Here is a 15,999-nt window from a genome sequence, read left to right as displayed (position 1 = left end):
GCTATTGACAGCTTATCTTGACGAGAGTTTTTTCTTTTAGCAGTCTGTGAAGCCTCAAACTTTGCCGATATAGCTTTGCCCGTTCCAGGAGGCGATCGCTATTATTTTGACTTTTCAGACATCCTCTAAGGTCAGTATGGGCTTCTTGCCAACTCCACCCAACGGTTCGGATACTCGGCAAGCTTTATTGACGACACGGGATGCCCCTCCGCGCCGGAACAATACAAAAATTCGATTTTTCCGCTAGTTAAATAGCTGACAAACCAGCATTTTCGGCTTTGTTTATCAGTACATATATTATAGCAATTCCATACATACTCTGTGCAAAATTTATCCCACACCTATGCTGCGAATTAGGTGTGGGATGAATTTTGCCGGACAGCTAAATGCTGTCTTAACATCACAGTATTACAACAGGTGCGAGCCGTGGCGAATTTAGTTCTTAATGGTAAGAGCGCACCTAAAATCAAAAATTCCTCCTAGCTTAGCAAAGAATAGGAGGAATACTCGATTAGTTGAGAGCTTCCGTACTTGAGGCGGAGCTAATCAACGTTGCCAAAACCCGCTTACTCTAAAACCTAGAGCCATTGAGCCTATTACCTAAAAGCATTAAGCTACTTTAACGGTCTACTGACCCCATAATGATGTCAATACTACCGAGAATCGCCATAATATCGGCAACTTTGACTCCTGTGAGGATATGGGGCAGAATCTGTAAGTTATTGAAATCGGCTGGACGAATCTTCCAACGCCAAGGAAAGACATTATCATCACCAATAATGAAAATTCCTAGTTCTCCTTTACCAGACTCAAGACGGACATAGTGTTCGCCCTTGGGAATCTTGAAGGTAGGGGCAATTTTCTTGCCCATGAACTGATAATCGAAGTCGTTCCACTGGGATTTGCGGCCCTCTGCCATCCTCTTGGCTTCTAGGTTTTCGTAAGGACCACCAGGAAGTCCTTTTAAGGCTTGACGGATAATCTTAACTGACTCCCGCATTTCCCTAATCCGCACCACATACCGGGCAAAACAATCACCCCCGGTTTCCCAGTGTACTTCCCAATCGAAGTCGTCGTAGCATTCGTAGTGGTCAACTTTGCGTAAGTCCCACTTGACTCCAGAACCTCGTAGCATTGGGCCAGAAAGTCCCCAGTTAATGGCTTCATCCCGACTAATGGTACCGATACCTTCAACTCGACGGCGGAAGATAGGGTTGTTGGTGATTAACCGTTCGTACTCATCAACTTTAGGGTCAAAGTAGTCACAGAAGTCTTCGCACTTATCTATCCATCCATAGGGTAGGTCAACCGCAACTCCACCAATACGGAAGTAGTTGTTGTTAATTAACCGTTGTCCAGTGGCAGCTTCCCATAGGTCATAAATCATCTCCCTTTCCCGGAAGATATAGAAGAATGGGGTTTGGGCACCTACATCTGCTAGGAATGGTCCAAGCCACAGCAGGTGATTGGCAATCCGATTCAACTCCAGCATGATCACACGGATGTAGCTGGCACGTTTGGGTACCGGAATATCTGCTAATTTCTCTGGGGCATTGACTGTAATTGCCTCGTTGAACATCCCTGCTGCATAGTCCCATCGGCTTACGTACGGGACATACATGATGTTAGTGCGATTCTCGGCAATTTTCTCCATGCCTCGATGCAGGTAGCCAATTACCGGCTCACAATCTATCACATCCTCCCCATCCAGGGTGACAATTAAGCGGAGAACGCCGTGCATGGAGGGATGGTGGGGACCCATGTTGATCACCATGGGTTCGGTTCTGGTCTCGATCTTTGCCATATTTTGATTAATTGCCCCAACTTTTAGCTGCTAGCTGTTAGCCGCTAGCTATTAGCTTACCAAAACAGAGGCAGGAAGGTAGTCTATCTTGTTTGCCAGAAAAATTTGATATTCTTGATTAAAACTGTTAATTCCTGTTTAAGCTCCTTCTTGCCAATGCCTAGGTTAACGGGAATTGCTACGTAGAAGTTCGGTTCTACGATCCTTAAACTATCAGCAATCACATTACCATCTTTATCAAAGGAGTTGATAGTTTGAATTACTGCACTAGCTGTGCATCGGGGGTGGATTGTGGTGCCAAGGTGGTTATTACCAAGTATAAGTCAAATTTTATCCCAACAGGAATTAATTGAAAGCGATGACAAGGTTGCTGTTTCAGTAGAGCAAGCCACTGTGATTGACACTTGTTCAGTAGGTGCTAGTAGTCACAGGACAAGAGAAGGTGTTAGCCCCAAGCATCGGGCAGCAGCAGCTAAAGCTCAACGGGAATGGCAAAGTGCGATCGCTACCTTGGAACAGTTGCTGTTGCCAGGGGTTTCAGGCAAGCCATCAACAACAAGCCATAATCCCGAACACTCGTCGAAGCAAGGATTAATTCTAGCTGGTCCTGCTCCAGTCTTAAGTGATCCAGAGCTACTGGCAAGTTTCGAGACTGGGATTTTTACGAACAACGCTTTGAATGCTTGGGCTTTTATGCCCTTCCAGCTACCTCCGGCTCAACCTGAGACTACTCCATTGGTAGAAAATACGACCTACAGGTTACCCCTGTTTCCAGGAGACCCCTTAGCTAACGAGCAGTTTTGTTTAGTTTTTACCAAAGACTTTAGCTTAGTCATGGTCTCTGGGGAAGACCACTTTGGGGTTCCAGGCTTTCAATTCTCCTTTGATCCAGAAGATATCCAACGTGTTTGGGCATCACTGCGCCGTAGACTATTACTGAGCAGTTCTCATCATCTGAGGCAGTTGGAAGCTTTAATCGAAAAATTTGTGCCAAAGCCCCCCGATTACCGCATTGTAATGAACTTTGGTCGTGGGCTTCTGAAGAATTTACCAGAACTGCCTTCAGTAGCACTGAGCCATACTATACCGGTTACAATATCCGAGTCAACAATGGTTCAGCCAAGACAACCTCAGCATCAGAGGGATACGGTCAAAACTGGTAGTCACTCACAAAATGGGTCTTCTAGTACACCCTTTGCCAAGAAACAGAAAGGAAGCGAGCCTAACTGGCAACGATTGGTGAAAAATGAAGCGCGAGGCTTTCCTAGAATCTCTGCTGTTCACCCAAAAGAAAATTCTGAAGCTACACCTGACGTTGAGCTGCTCCGAGCTTTGACCCATGAAATCCGGACACCCCTAACTACAATTCACACCCTGACTAAACTACTGCTTAGACGTCGTGACTTGCCTCCAGAAGTCATGCGGCGTATAGAAATTATTGACCATGAGTGTAGCGAACAAATCAACCGCATGGAGTTGATTTTCCGGGCAGTAGAATTAGAAACCACAGCAGCCAAGCAAACCCCTGTTAGCCTGACCTGTATATCTCTGGCTCGGGTTTTTCACAACAGCATCCCCCGCTGGCAAAAACAAGCACAGCGGCGTAATTTAACCCTAGATGTAGTCTTACCGCAACAGTTGCCAACAGTGGTCAGCCATCCCGCCTTGTTAGATCAGGTACTAACTGGCTTGATGGAAAATTTCACCCGGTCTATTCCAACAGGGGGTCATATCCAGTTACAGGTTACACCTGCTGGAAACCAGCTGAAGTTACAATTCCAGTCTCAGATTAATCGGGAAACAATTGCTGACAACCATTGCCCGACATTGAAGTCCCTTGGTCAGCTGCTGACTTTCCAGCCAGAAACCGGTAGTATCAGTTTGAATTTGAATGTGACCAAAAATCTATTCCAGGCGTTGGGGGGTAAACTAATTGTTAAGCAACGTCCCCAACAGGGTGAGGTGATGACAGTATTTTTACCGTTAGCTGACCTGGCTAAGACACCCCTCCCTGGGATTGGTTGACCATTACCTCAACGATTTTTTAGGTTTCAGATTTTTACGTTTCAGAGGCAATTGGTAGCAAGACTTTAAATTGGGAGCCTTGCCCAAATCGACTAACTACTGAAATCTTACCACCGCCCCGTTGTAATAACTGTTGCACAATGGTTAAACCTATCCCTGCACCAAGGTCTTCCCTAGGTGTTGACCTACCCCGATAAAAACTGTCAAAAATCTTAGGTATGTCACTTTCAGCAATGCCAATACCTGTATCACTAAATATTAGCTGAACATACTTGCCCTTACGAGTTGCCTGTACTCTAACCTTACCGCCAGCGGGAGTAAACTTTAAACTGTTGTGCAATAGATTAATCACGATATGCCTCAAGCCAACCTCTGAAAACAAGACTGAGGGGAGATTGGCAGGAATGGTGTAGCCGAGCTGGATGCCTTTTTCTTGGGCAAGGGGTTGATAGGTGCTGACAATACCAGGAACAATCTCTGCTAGCTGCAACGGCCAAGTTTGATCAGTTTGGGGGTCACCCTCTAGCTGAACCAGTTCTAGTAATCCAGCCACTAAGGAATTTAAGCGATCGCATTCTTTATAAAGAAGCCCAATATAGCGTTGGCGTTGGGCGAGCTTCATGTGTGAGGCATCCAGCAGCTTCAGGGCAGTTTTCATGTTCGTTATCGGTGTCCGTAATTCCTGAGCCACTCGCTGAAGTATCTCATTACTCATATAAGGCTCGACCCTTGATAAGGAATTCTTCCCTACCACAACCGGATCAGTAACCCCTGGCAGGGATGGGGGAGATGGGTTAGTCTCCCCGATTGGCTGTGTTGCCAGGGTATCCTGAACAATTTCTTCTGTACGTTGTACTTGTTTAACCAACAACTGGGTTAGTAGTGTATGATTATAGCTTTGAGGGGCAGGTAAAAGGGTTTCCCAATGGCTGCGTTGCTTTGCTGTAGTGGTTCCAATAACTTTGCTTAACCCCTCTAAGAACTGCCGAATTACTGATTGCTCAAGGGTAAAAACAGCTAATAATGTTTGACTGAGTTCACTATCAGCTAAATTTTCTGATTCCGATAGCTCAGGCTGGCAAGCCACAATTAAACTACTATAGTTCTTACAGAGAATAAGTAAGAAATACTCTTGTTTTATTTGAGTTTCAGTCTCCAATGGTAGGGAAAACAGTTGAGAATCTCTGTTCAGGTTAACTACCTCTTCCGAGTTATCTCCTAAACAGTGGCACAGATAAATTTTTTTTGGTACATCAACTTGTTGTTGATACCGTTGTATTTCTCTGTGCCAGCCCTCACCCTGTGGCTTGACCCAAATTGTGGCTGAGATGTTTTGCTCAATTAGCAGGTCAAAGGTGGCTGTGACTAGGGATTTCAGGGTGACAGGAGTGATTGTTAGAGACTCGGGAGAGGCAAGAGTTTCTAAAACCAGCTGGTAGAGAGACAATTCTCGATTAGGTGGCAGGTTCATTTATGGTTAGAGGTGGTTTCGTTAAAGGTGGTTTGGTTAAAGCTTAAACGTTGACCTTCCATGTGATAATCTACAACCTGCCCGCTGAAATAGCTGTCAATTTGCTAACCTATAACCTGTAGCCTACTCATCAAAGCATCTCGGGCTTGCTCTCGGTCATCGAAGTGGATTTTTTCAGTACCCAGAATTTGATAATCTTCGTGACCCTTACCAGCAATTAAGACTCCGTCCCCTGGTTTGGCTTGCAAGATGGCAGTCCGAATGGCGGTAGCGCGATCGCAAATTACCATTGGTTCCACTGATTTAGGAATCCCCTCTAAAACATCATCTAAGATGCTTTCTGGGTCTTCGGTGCGAGGGTTATCCGAGGTTACTACAGCAACATCAGCTAACTGAGCCGCTATTTTCCCCATCTTAGGACGCTTGGTGCGATCGCGATCACCACCACAGCCAAATACACAAATCATCTTGCCTTCAATAAAGGGTCGTGATGCCCTGAGTAAGTTTTCTAAACTATCTGGGGTGTGGGCATAATCGACAATTACACTAATATCCTGTTCCGGTTGAATTTGCACCCGTTCCATCCGCCCTGGCACTCCTGGAAATTGAGCCAAGGCTGCTGCTACTGATTCTAAATCCAAACCCAGCTCTAAAACTGTTCCTACTGCTGCGAGCAAGTTAGACAGATTGTATTGACCCACTAGGGGCGAATTAAAGCTAACCTCTCCTACTGGAGTATGCATAATTCCTCTAACCCCTGTTGGCTCATAGCTTAAGTCCTTCGTCCAGAAATCAGCGGATGGGTTTTGGATACTATAGCTCCATACTTGCTCAGTTGGTAACTGTTGGATTAACCGCTCTCCATAGGAGTCATCAGCATTAATAATTGCCCTACCTTTGAGATAGTCAGCACTAAACAGCTTAGCTTTAGCGCTGAAGTAATCATCCATGTTCTGGTGGTAGTCCAAATGGTCTTGGGTGAGATTGGTAAACACCGCCACCTCAAACGGACAGCCCTGGATTCGACCTTGGGCTAAGGCGTGTGAACTAACTTCCATCACTGCCATTTGCGCACCTGCTTTGACCGCTAACTGGAGCTGTTGTTGCAATTCAACAGCAAATGGTGTAGTGTAGCTTGCTGTTTGCTCAAAACCTGGCCAACGGGCATAGAGGGTACCCAAAAGTGCTGTGGGGATAGGACTAGAGCTACGAGCGAGCAGAAATTCAATCAGATGGGTAGTGGTAGTTTTGCCATTGGTACCAGTGACTCCAATCAGTCTTAGCTGCTGTGCTGGGTAGTCGTAGAAGGCTGCTGCAGTTTGAGCAGACACGGTGGTCATGTCATCGGCGGCAATTACACAAACTCCTGTTTCTGGTGAAAGTTCCTTGGGGGGGTGTTTGGCAGCCGCTTGGGGAGAAATTATCGCTGCCACTGCCCCAGATGCGATCGCACTTTCCCAGAACTCGCCACCATCTACCCGAGTCCCTGGCATCCCGATAAATAAATCCCCCGGTTGGCAGGCGTGGGAATTGGTACAGATGCCTGTAACCGTTAGATCAAGACCCTCGGGGCTAGGCATTTCCACAATATTGGCAATTTTGGTTAATAATTCCCTTAGCTTCATATCTATCGCACCAAACGACACTATAAGATCTACCGAATCATCACAGCCACTAGTCAACCATCAACCGTCAACCTTTAACAGTCAAACCGTCAACCGTGAATCTGATGTATCGCCTATTTTGGCTCATTAACAGGGAAATATTTCCGTAACATTCGCTGCAATTGTGCAACAGTAGCACGAGGAGAGGGGCGAGGCAGAAGCTGTTCCTGACCCAAGTGGTTCATACATAGTACTGGCACCTCATACTGATAGGATTGGAACCAATCCTCTCGACTGGTAATGTCTCGAACCTCTAGTTTAAAGGTTAACCCTTCAATCATCTCTAGCTTTTCAAGCAATCCCTCACAAAGATGGCAACCGGGTTTACTGTAAAGAATTAATTCCATCAGGCAAGTTAGTTGAAAATTGTTAATTTAGAAGATAGTTTAATAAAGATAAGTGCAGCTTCGGCAAACATACCTGAAGAAACGCTAAAATGCTGGACAGCTACATTCGCCTTCATGGTAAGTCCATTTGAACCAGCCCCATGTCCACAGACCTTCGCCTCGTCTCAGAAAACCGTTGCTTTGGCGGTACAGTAGGTTTTTACACTCATCACTCTCAGAATTGTAAGACACAGATGGGGTTTTCCGTATACCAACCCCCTCAGGCGAAAGTCCAATCCGTTCCAGTTCTATATTACCTGTCAGGTCTGACTTGTACAGAAGAGAACTTTATGGTAAAATCAGCTGCTCAGCGATTTGCTGCCAAGCATGGATTGATGTTGGTTGCTCCAGATACCAGCCCTCGAAATACAGGAATTCCAGGTGAGGACGATGAGTGGGATTTGGGTTCTGGTGCCGGTTTTTATGTAGATGCCACCCTTGAACCTTGGTCAGCTCACTACCAAATGTATAGCTACGTTGTCCACGAGTTACCGGAGGTAATTGCCCAAAATTTCCCCGCGCAAGTTGAGAAACAAGGTATATTTGGTCATTCTATGGGTGGTCATGGCGCATTAATTTGTGCCTTAAGGAACCCCAAGCAGTACCTATCTGTTTCTGCTTTTGCTCCCATTGCTGCTCCCATGCGCAGCGCCTGGGGTCAGAAGGCATTCACCAATTACCTCGGGACAGACCAAGAGCAATGGCGAGCTTACGATGCCAGCGAACTGGTGCTGACAGCCAACTATAACCATACAATTTTGATTGACCAAGGCACCGCTGACCCCTTTTACGAGAAGCAGCAGTTGCTCCCTGAGGTGTTTGAGAAGGCTTGTGAAAAAGCAGATCAGCCCCTGACTTTCCGTCTCCAGGTCGGCTATAACCATGGTTACTACTTTATCGCCACCTTTATAAAAGACCATATCAGCCATCATGCTGAGGCTTTGTTGGATTGAACAAAATTCAGACAATCCCAAGCTTGCTGAAAAAGTCAAGGATTGAAAATGGAAAATGTAAAATTGGCAATTAACCACTTAAGATTAACCACTTAAGAATTAACTGGAAGACAATTAACCGGAAGTTAAGCTATGAACCGGAAGTTAAGCTATCAGCTATCAGCTAATGGCTGATAGCTGATAGCTTACGTCCTACTTTTAAGAATTGGTATTACCTGGCTTTGAGGACGGCAATATCCCAAAAAGAAGACGTGAAGACCGATCTATGCGATCGCACTGGGTTTTTTAGAATTGTGAACAGTTAGAGGAATGAGTGATTAGAGATGCAACCAAGTAACCCTAACCAGTTTACCGAAAAAGCCTGGGAAGCGATCGCACACACCCAAGATGTTGCTAAAGCCGCACGGCAACAACAAATCGAAACCGAACACTTGATGAAGGCGATGCTGGATCAAGATCGACTCGCTACCAGTATTCTGAACAAAGCGGAAGTCTCTGTGCAAGGGGTAAGGGAAGCAACGGAATCCTTTATCAAAAAACAACCTAAGGTTTCTGGTAATAGCGACTCCGTTTACCTAGGACGCAGCATGAATAGCTTGCTAGACCGAGCAGAGTCCTATCGTAAAGAATACCAAGACGATTATATCTCCATTGAGCATCTGATCCTGGCTTATCTGAAAGATGACCGCTTTGGTAAGTCATTATTCCAGGAGTTTAAACTAGATGAAAATAGGCTTAAACTTACCATTGCTGACATTCGAGGGAATCAGAAAGTGACCGACCAAAATCCAGAGGGCAAATATCTTGCACTGGAAAAATATGGACGTGATCTGACAGAGGCGGCGCGGGAGGGAAAGCTTGACCCAGTTATTGGCCGAGATGATGAAATTCGGCGCACGATTCAAATTCTCTCGCGCCGTACTAAAAATAACCCAGTGCTGATGGGGGAACCTGGTGTTGGGAAAACTGCTATTGCTGAAGGCTTGGCACAACGGATTATAGCGGGTGATGTGCCTCAATCCCTCAAAGACCGACAATTGATTGCTCTGGATATGGGCGCATTGATTGCTGGGGCTAAGTTTCGGGGAGAATTTGAAGAACGCCTGAAAGCGGTACTAAAAGAAGTTACGGATTCCCAAGGCAAAATTATCCTGTTCATTGATGAAATCCATACCGTCGTCGGTGCTGGTGCTTCTCAAGGAGCAATGGATGCGGGAAATTTGCTCAAGCCAATGTTATCTCGGGGTGAATTGCGCTGTATTGGTGCTACTACTCTCGATGAGTACCGCAAGTACATTGAAAAAGATGCAGCACTCGAAAGACGCTTCCAGCAGGTCTATGTTGACCAGCCTAGTGTAGCTGATACTATCTCGATTCTACGAGGTCTCAAAGAAAGGTATGAAGTTCACCACGGGGTTAAAATTGCCGATAGTGCTTTAGTGGCAGCAGCGACCTTGTCTACTCGGTATATTAGCGATCGCTTTTTACCAGACAAAGCCATTGACTTAATGGATGAAGCGGCAGCACGGCTAAAAATGGAAATTACTTCCAAGCCAGAAGAACTCGATGAAATTGACCGCAAAATTATCCAGCTGGAAATGGAACGGTTGTCTTTACAAAAAGAAACTGATCTCGCCTCCATCGAAAGACTGGAAAGACTGGAAAAAGAACTGGCTGATCTAAAAGAAGAACAGCGTACGTTGAATGCCCAGTGGCAATCAGAAAAAGATGTGATTGACCGGATTCAGGGGATTAAGGAAGAGATTGATCGAGTTAATGTAGAAATTCAACAGGCAGAACGGGATTATGACCTCAACCGAGCCGCTAAGCTAAAATACGGCAAGTTAGCCGAGTTGCAAAAATCCCTGGAAACTGTTGAGCAACAGCTAGCCGAGAACCAAACCAGTAGTCAATCCCTGCTGCGGGAAGAAGTTACAGAAGCTGACATTGCGGAAATTATCTCTAAGTGGACTGGAATTCCGATTAGTAAGCTGGTAGAGTCTCAGAAAGAGAAGCTACTGCACCTGGAAGAAGAACTACACAAGCGGGTGATTGGCCAAGAGGAAGCCGTTACTGCTGTTGCCGATGCTATTCAGCGATCGCGTGCTGGATTAGCTGACCCCAATCGTCCCACCGCTAGCTTTATTTTCCTCGGTCCTACCGGTGTGGGTAAGACAGAATTGGCAAAAGCCTTAGCAGCCTATCTGTTTGACACCGAAGAGGCTATGGTGCGAATCGATATGTCCGAGTATATGGAAAAGCATACCGTTTCCCGACTGATTGGTGCTCCTCCAGGCTATGTGGGTTACGAAGAAGGAGGTCAGTTAACCGAAGCCATCCGTAGACGTCCCTATGCGGTAATTCTATTTGACGAAATCGAAAAAGCACACCCGGATGTCTTTAATGTCATGCTGCAAATCCTTGATGATGGTCGAGTTACTGATGCTCAAGGGCATACCGTAGATTTCAAGAATAGCGTTATTATCATGACCAGCAATATTGGCTCCCAGTATATTCTGGATGTAGCTGGGGATGACTCCAAGTATGAGGAAATGCGGAGTCGGGTCATGGAAGCGATGCGCTCTAGTTTCCGTCCTGAATTCCTCAATCGGATTGATGAGGTGATTATTTTCCATACCTTGCAAAAACATCAGTTGCGCAATATTGTCCAGCTGCAAACCCTGCGCTTAGAGCAACGGTTAGCAGAGCGCAAGATGTCCCTGAAACTCTCCGATGCAGCTGTTGACTTTTTGGCAGAATTAGGGTATGATCCAGTTTTTGGAGCACGACCCCTGAAGCGAGCTATTCAGCGGGAGTTGGAAACTCCTATTGCTAAGGGAATTCTCAGGAGTGAATTTAATGATGGGGACACTATCTTTGTGGATGTGAACAATGAACGGCTTTCCTTTCAGCGATTGCCTGCTCAGTTGTTGCTCAGTGAGTCCAATTGAAGCGTAGAAAGGTTGAAGGGTATTTTGTGCTAAACCCCTAAGCATTCAGTGATTAGCTATCAGCTGAATGCTTAGGGCAAAAAACACACCCTAACCCTAAAACCTATACCCTGCGCGCAGTGCCATACCACTTCCTTTTGGTACTACTTTTAGTTTCTCCCTATCCAAATACTTATCCAAATCAGTGAGAATTTCCTCAGCTGGAATACTTGATACTATAGCGCCATAGTCATTGACAACCCTAGAGAATTCCTGATTCACCTGATCTTGCAGTTCCGGCATTGCCCTTACTGAGGTTTGTAGTCTCCCTACAGGATGATTACCTGCCTTAATTCCCTTGGCTTTGGCAATAATCCAATTGGACAATAACTCTAATCTCAAAACCGCAAAGATAGGTTCATATCCTTCTCTCGCTTTTTTCTTCAAACCATCCACATCCTTCTGTCCTAGTGTCACCGTATGTTTAATGGTGGTCTTAACTTCAATGGAAAGATTAGGAAAGTAGGGGTGATTCCAACTATCAATATCTACACCTTGAGAGGAATAGTTTTCTACCTGAAAACCCAAGCGACAGAAGGTAATCGCTAGGAAAAGTTGGCAAGTTTTGCCAAACCCATTATCTTTTCTAGACCGACTATTCAGGTGTTGTTGAATCTTCGTTAAATGATTGAATGTTGATGCATCCATATGCAGAATGAAGAATGAAGAATTGAGAATTGAGAATTGAGAATTGAGAATTGAGAAGGGATAAAATTTAAAATTAAAGGTTGAAGCCAGAAACCAGAAGCCAGAAGCCAGAAGCCAGAATATATAATTCTACATTCTTAATTCTACATTCTTAATTTTACATTCTATTACCCATTAGCCTCGATAGTTGGTCCACGAGTTGGTGTCCACTGTCCCAATCGGTAGAGTTGGTTGGGCTTAGTTAGCTTGAAACTCAGCTGCTCGACGAAATCATCTTCTGAAGTGGCAATAATCAATTGTTTTTTATCCAATACCTGATCCAACACCTCAGCCAACCGTTCTTTATGGACTGGGTCTAGATTTTGCGACGGGTCATCTAGCACGATGAAGCCGATATTATGTGTCAATTGCTCTGAAGTTGCTAGGGCTAGAAATATACTCAAAGCAGCACAATTAATATCACCCTTGTTCAACAGTCGTAAGGCAACTTCTGACTCTCCATATCCCACCGCCATCACTTCATATTTGTCTGGGTCAATCTCAATATCTGGAAAGTCACTGCGATGGGCGAGCTGACGATAGATACTAGAAATTGCTGCTCTGGTAGCATCGATTTTTTCTTTAGCTGAGTTTCCTAGCACCTCCTGCACGGCTTCACCAATAGTCAACAATCGGTCACAGAAGGCTTCCAAGTCAGCTTTCGCTGCTTCAACTTCTTTATAGTCAGGGCAATCTTGAATCGCAAACAAATTATCTACCTCTTGGCGATAACGTAGGACAGTAATAATCCGTTTAATGTTTTCCAAGTCTTGATCAATGCTATCGATACGCTGATTACTTTGCTCAACTGCAGTGCGAATCCTGACTAATTCTTGATCTACTTCAGTAATGGCTTGATTGAGCAGAGCCAGAGCGTGAGCAGAGTCATTAATTTCTGTTTCTAAAGCTACTGCGATCGCATTTTTTGCTTGTTGTAATCCCTTATGCTTATCTAATCGTTCCCGTTGCAACCGCTCCAAGGTTTTAATCAGTCTCTGGAACTCCTCTACTGCTGTTTCTAATGCCCGAATCTCCTTCTGAATCGGTTTTAGCTGTAACGCCATGTCTTGCTGCCAGGATTCTAATTCCTGACGCAACTGAACTGGATTAATTGGTGTAGAGCAAACGGGACAATTTTGTGCTTGATCTTCCTGTACTGACTTCAGAAATTTCAGGGTTTCGATAATGATACCGGCACGATTGTTGATACTATTTATACTCTCTTGCTTTGCCGGTAACTCTTCTTGTTCAATTTTATTTTTTTTTGCCAAAATTTCTGGTAGCATGCCGTATTGAGCTTCCAGTTGGTGAATCTCGTTTTCTTTTTGGTTGAGTTCCATAACCTTGGTCTCAACATTAGCTTTCAAACGATTTAATTCACTTTGCTGATTCAGCAATTCTTTCTGCCGTTCCCAGTCTGGCTGAGCATTACGTAATTGCTTAATTGCCTCTTTCCCACCATCTACAAACCGTTCCAAATCATCACTAGTTTGGTATTTTGGTAAAGACGGCACCAGCAATCCATAGTCTTTGGCAAAATTTTCAACTGCATTTTCAACCCCTTGGCAAATAGCTTTTGCTCCATTGAGGGATAGTTTGCTCAGGGGAATATCATGAAAAATTGCTTCTTCTTCCGCTAGACCTAAGTCATTTTCCTTAATCGCTTTTGCCGTCTCAATTTTGCTGATAATCTGACTAAACTCTTGATCAACTTTCTTAAACTCTTCCTGGGCTTTAGCTCGCTTAATTCCATCCAATAGATTGCGCCAATCCGTCAAACCCATGAGGCGATCCAGAGCATTTTTGCGCTCTTTTGGTTCCTGAATCAGTAGCGCACTGATAGTTTCTTGATGTAGGTATACACAACTCATGTAGTCAGACAATTCTACACCCAGTAGCACCCGCAATTCAGCTTCATCTTCATGACACAAACCATTATTAATCTGATAGTAAAACTTGGGATTACCACGACGTTTGCGGTCACTCCTATATACCTTCAGTATTTCCCCATTCCCTTCAAAGATAACTTCGACAGTAGTCTCCCTTGACGATTGGTTTTTCACTAACCAATTCTTGCGCTCTTCAATTTTAGTAGCACTTTTATTAGCGACATCTTTGCCAAATAGACACCACTCAATGGCATTCAGGGTACTACTTTTGCCTCCACCCTGAGCTCCTACAATTAATGTGCAAGCTTGATCAAAGCGAAATTCCCGTTCTCCGGCTTGTTCAGGAAAGCCTCTAAAGCCCTTGATCTTGACTGATACCAGTCGATAGTTTTCCATAGACACTCTTCCTCATAGACCAATGGTAGCCATCAGTTTTTTGTAGGCTTTTTTGTAAGCACTTCGATGTTTTTCCAACCGATAACGAGCCATATCAGTGACCGCTTGTGATGAACCGCTATCAAACTCTTTGAGCAATTCCTCACTAAGGGCTATCAACCCTTGCTCATGGTCTGAATCAATGGCTTGATCTTTCAGTTCCTCAAATAATTTAGAATTGTCTTTCATTAGCGTTCGCGTAGCGTGGCCTACGGCCAATCGCATTAATTATTCCTGTAACCATATGCGCTACGCCCATAGGCTGATAGCTGAACGCGCACCCGTGCGCGTAGCGCATATGCTTAGGGTATGACCCTCAGGAAGAGCAGCCCTCTGATAATAGACTATGAGCTGGTTACAAATAACTCAGCAATTAGCTTTTACCATTCCGCATTCAGCACTATTCAAGCTATATCAGCCGATTAACTCTTTTTCTGCTTAGGGGATGAAGCAGGTTTATTTTCCTCTATCCATTCTTCGATTAACTCCAATAAGATATGATTCATGGTGACTCCCTTGAGAGCGCACATAGATTTGAATTTTGCCCGTAAGGATTCAGGCAAAAATAGTTTGTAGCTAACTTGTTTTTCTTCTGACACATCTTTTGACAACTTTGACCTCCCAATTATCCTACTAAGGGGTAAACAACTCAATAGGTATTTTAAGTTTTTTGTGTTATTTAGAGATTTTGTGTTATTATAACCTTAGGAAACACAAAGAAGCCAGCGGCACTGAGTCTGATCAAATCCATTTCGACCAGACTTTGTAGCCTATGGGCTGGTTAGCGCACTAGCTACAGCAGAGGTTCCCCAGGGATCTCTGCTTAACTATTTTGAACTTTTACTGGTGCTACGGGCCAACCTAGTCAGGGGTGGTAGCTCACAGGGAAACTTCTTGGATATCAGCTAAATTTGGTAGTAATTCTGTACTATCGTTCGTCAACCTATTCCCATAACGCTGACAACGCACGGCAAAGGTACAATCACGACATCGACCAAGGGATGCTGCTACTTGAGGAAAAGCTAAACCTTGATCTTGGTACCCTTGTAGCCACCCAGCCAAGCGGGTCAACAACTGAGTCAAATCCTCCCTAGTTTTCTGGTGTTGTGCGCTATTGTAAGTAAATTTAAGACTCTGGGCAGAGGGTTGGGATTTGACAAACCAGTAACTCATGGAAATTTGTTCTGGCCAATAATCGCTAGTTTCCGCTAGGATGTAGAGATACAGGCGTGTTTGCCAGTCTTGGGCTAACCAATCCCGATTTTTCGGTTGAGGATAGGTCTTCCAATCAAGAATTTGGGCTGAGTCTTCCCCTGCAATCAATAAGTCATAGATAACTGTAAGTAGATAACCTTGGAAATACAGGGTTCGGCAATGTTCCGCTTCTCGGAAACTTTCAGATTCTGGGTGGGAAAGTTCTGGTGCGGCATTGACTAAACCAGTCAGCCAGTAGTCGAGTTGGCTATCCTCTTCTACTAAAGATGTCACTGGTAACCCAAGTTCCCGCTGTTGCATTAATAGGTGAAAGCGGCTTCCCCAAGTAAGACGCTCTTGTTGTTCAGGAGACACGGGTGTTCCCAGCTGGTCAAAGTAAATGTGTTGGAACTTACGGGGACAGGTTTCTAATACGTTCAGCTGTCCTTGGGATAGACGAGTCAGAGGTGCAGGAGGAAACACTGGTCAATGATCTAATCA

At 44.8% G+C, this 15,999-nt stretch carries 13 protein-coding genes; 3 read left to right on the top strand and 10 right to left on the bottom strand.

What is annotated here, in order from left to right:
- Position 1: 1 nt before the first annotated feature.
- Positions 2–181 carry a hypothetical protein gene (locus F6K49_RS21165; RefSeq protein WP_293099776.1) on the bottom strand — a complete coding sequence of 60 codons (180 nt, stop codon included), beginning with the start codon at positions 179–181 and terminating at the stop codon, positions 2–4.
- A 438-nt stretch (positions 182–619) separates the two neighbouring features.
- A complete protein-coding gene (locus tag F6K49_RS21160) occupies positions 620–1,804 on the bottom strand; it encodes an NAD(P)H-quinone oxidoreductase subunit H (protein ID WP_293046385.1) in 1,185 nt (394 codons plus the stop codon).
- A gap of 273 nt (positions 1,805–2,077) precedes the next feature.
- Here F6K49_RS21160 and F6K49_RS21155 point away from each other — a divergent pair, with 273 nt between their 5' ends.
- Complete coding sequence (locus F6K49_RS21155; protein WP_293099773.1) at positions 2,078–3,829, top strand: HAMP domain-containing sensor histidine kinase; 1,752 nt, start codon at positions 2,078–2,080, stop codon at positions 3,827–3,829.
- 34 nt (positions 3,830–3,863) lie between these two features.
- Here F6K49_RS21155 and F6K49_RS21150 read toward each other — a convergent pair whose 3' ends face one another.
- From F6K49_RS21150 to F6K49_RS21140, 3 genes are all read right to left on the bottom strand, one after another.
- Entirely contained in the window at positions 3,864–5,300 is a 1,437-nt protein-coding gene (locus F6K49_RS21150) for a DICT sensory domain-containing protein (protein WP_293020373.1), read from the bottom strand.
- Between the two features lie 104 nt (positions 5,301–5,404).
- Positions 5,405–6,925 carry a UDP-N-acetylmuramoyl-L-alanyl-D-glutamate--2,6-diaminopimelate ligase gene (locus F6K49_RS21145; protein ID WP_293099770.1) on the bottom strand — a complete coding sequence of 507 codons (1,521 nt, stop codon included), beginning with the start codon at positions 6,923–6,925 and terminating at the stop codon, positions 5,405–5,407.
- Positions 6,926–7,038: 113 nt separating this feature from the next.
- The gene (locus F6K49_RS21140; protein ID WP_293099767.1) at positions 7,039–7,311 is read right to left on the bottom strand and encodes a glutaredoxin family protein; all 273 of its coding nucleotides are present in this window, start codon (positions 7,309–7,311) and stop codon (positions 7,039–7,041) included.
- A 140-nt stretch (positions 7,312–7,451) separates the two neighbouring features.
- On the opposite strand from F6K49_RS21140, the gene fghA reads away from it, so the two are divergent.
- The gene (fghA, locus tag F6K49_RS21135) at positions 7,452–8,303 is read left to right on the top strand and encodes an S-formylglutathione hydrolase (RefSeq protein WP_075896128.1); all 852 of its coding nucleotides are present in this window, start codon (positions 7,452–7,454) and stop codon (positions 8,301–8,303) included.
- Positions 8,304–8,626: 323 nt separating this feature from the next.
- The gene (clpB, locus tag F6K49_RS21130) at positions 8,627–11,254 is read left to right on the top strand and encodes an ATP-dependent chaperone ClpB (protein WP_293099762.1); all 2,628 of its coding nucleotides are present in this window, start codon (positions 8,627–8,629) and stop codon (positions 11,252–11,254) included.
- Between the two features lie 96 nt (positions 11,255–11,350).
- Here clpB and F6K49_RS21125 read toward each other — a convergent pair whose 3' ends face one another.
- The 5 genes from F6K49_RS21125 to F6K49_RS21105 all read right to left on the bottom strand — a co-directional run bounded on the left by F6K49_RS21125 (position 11,351) and on the right by F6K49_RS21105 (position 15,981).
- Positions 11,351–11,941 (bottom strand): hypothetical protein, encoded by a 591-nt coding sequence (locus F6K49_RS21125; protein WP_293099759.1) that lies wholly within the window; start codon positions 11,939–11,941, stop codon positions 11,351–11,353.
- 167 nt (positions 11,942–12,108) lie between these two features.
- A complete protein-coding gene (locus F6K49_RS21120; protein WP_293099756.1) occupies positions 12,109–14,265 on the bottom strand; it encodes an AAA family ATPase in 2,157 nt (718 codons plus the stop codon).
- Between the two features lie 12 nt (positions 14,266–14,277).
- Positions 14,278–14,529 carry a hypothetical protein gene (locus F6K49_RS21115; RefSeq protein ID WP_293099753.1) on the bottom strand — a complete coding sequence of 84 codons (252 nt, stop codon included), beginning with the start codon at positions 14,527–14,529 and terminating at the stop codon, positions 14,278–14,280.
- 197 nt (positions 14,530–14,726) lie between these two features.
- The gene (locus F6K49_RS21110) at positions 14,727–14,915 is read right to left on the bottom strand and encodes a hypothetical protein (RefSeq protein WP_075896118.1); all 189 of its coding nucleotides are present in this window, start codon (positions 14,913–14,915) and stop codon (positions 14,727–14,729) included.
- Positions 14,916–15,183: 268 nt separating this feature from the next.
- Complete coding sequence (locus F6K49_RS21105; protein ID WP_293020363.1) at positions 15,184–15,981, bottom strand: PD-(D/E)XK nuclease family protein; 798 nt, start codon at positions 15,979–15,981, stop codon at positions 15,184–15,186.
- Between the last annotated feature and the right edge of the window lie 18 nt (positions 15,982–15,999).

Source organism: Moorena sp. SIO3I6 (assembly GCF_010672095.1).
Note: the sequence above shows the minus strand (reverse complement) of the source record. Positions and strands in the feature narration are given on the sequence as shown.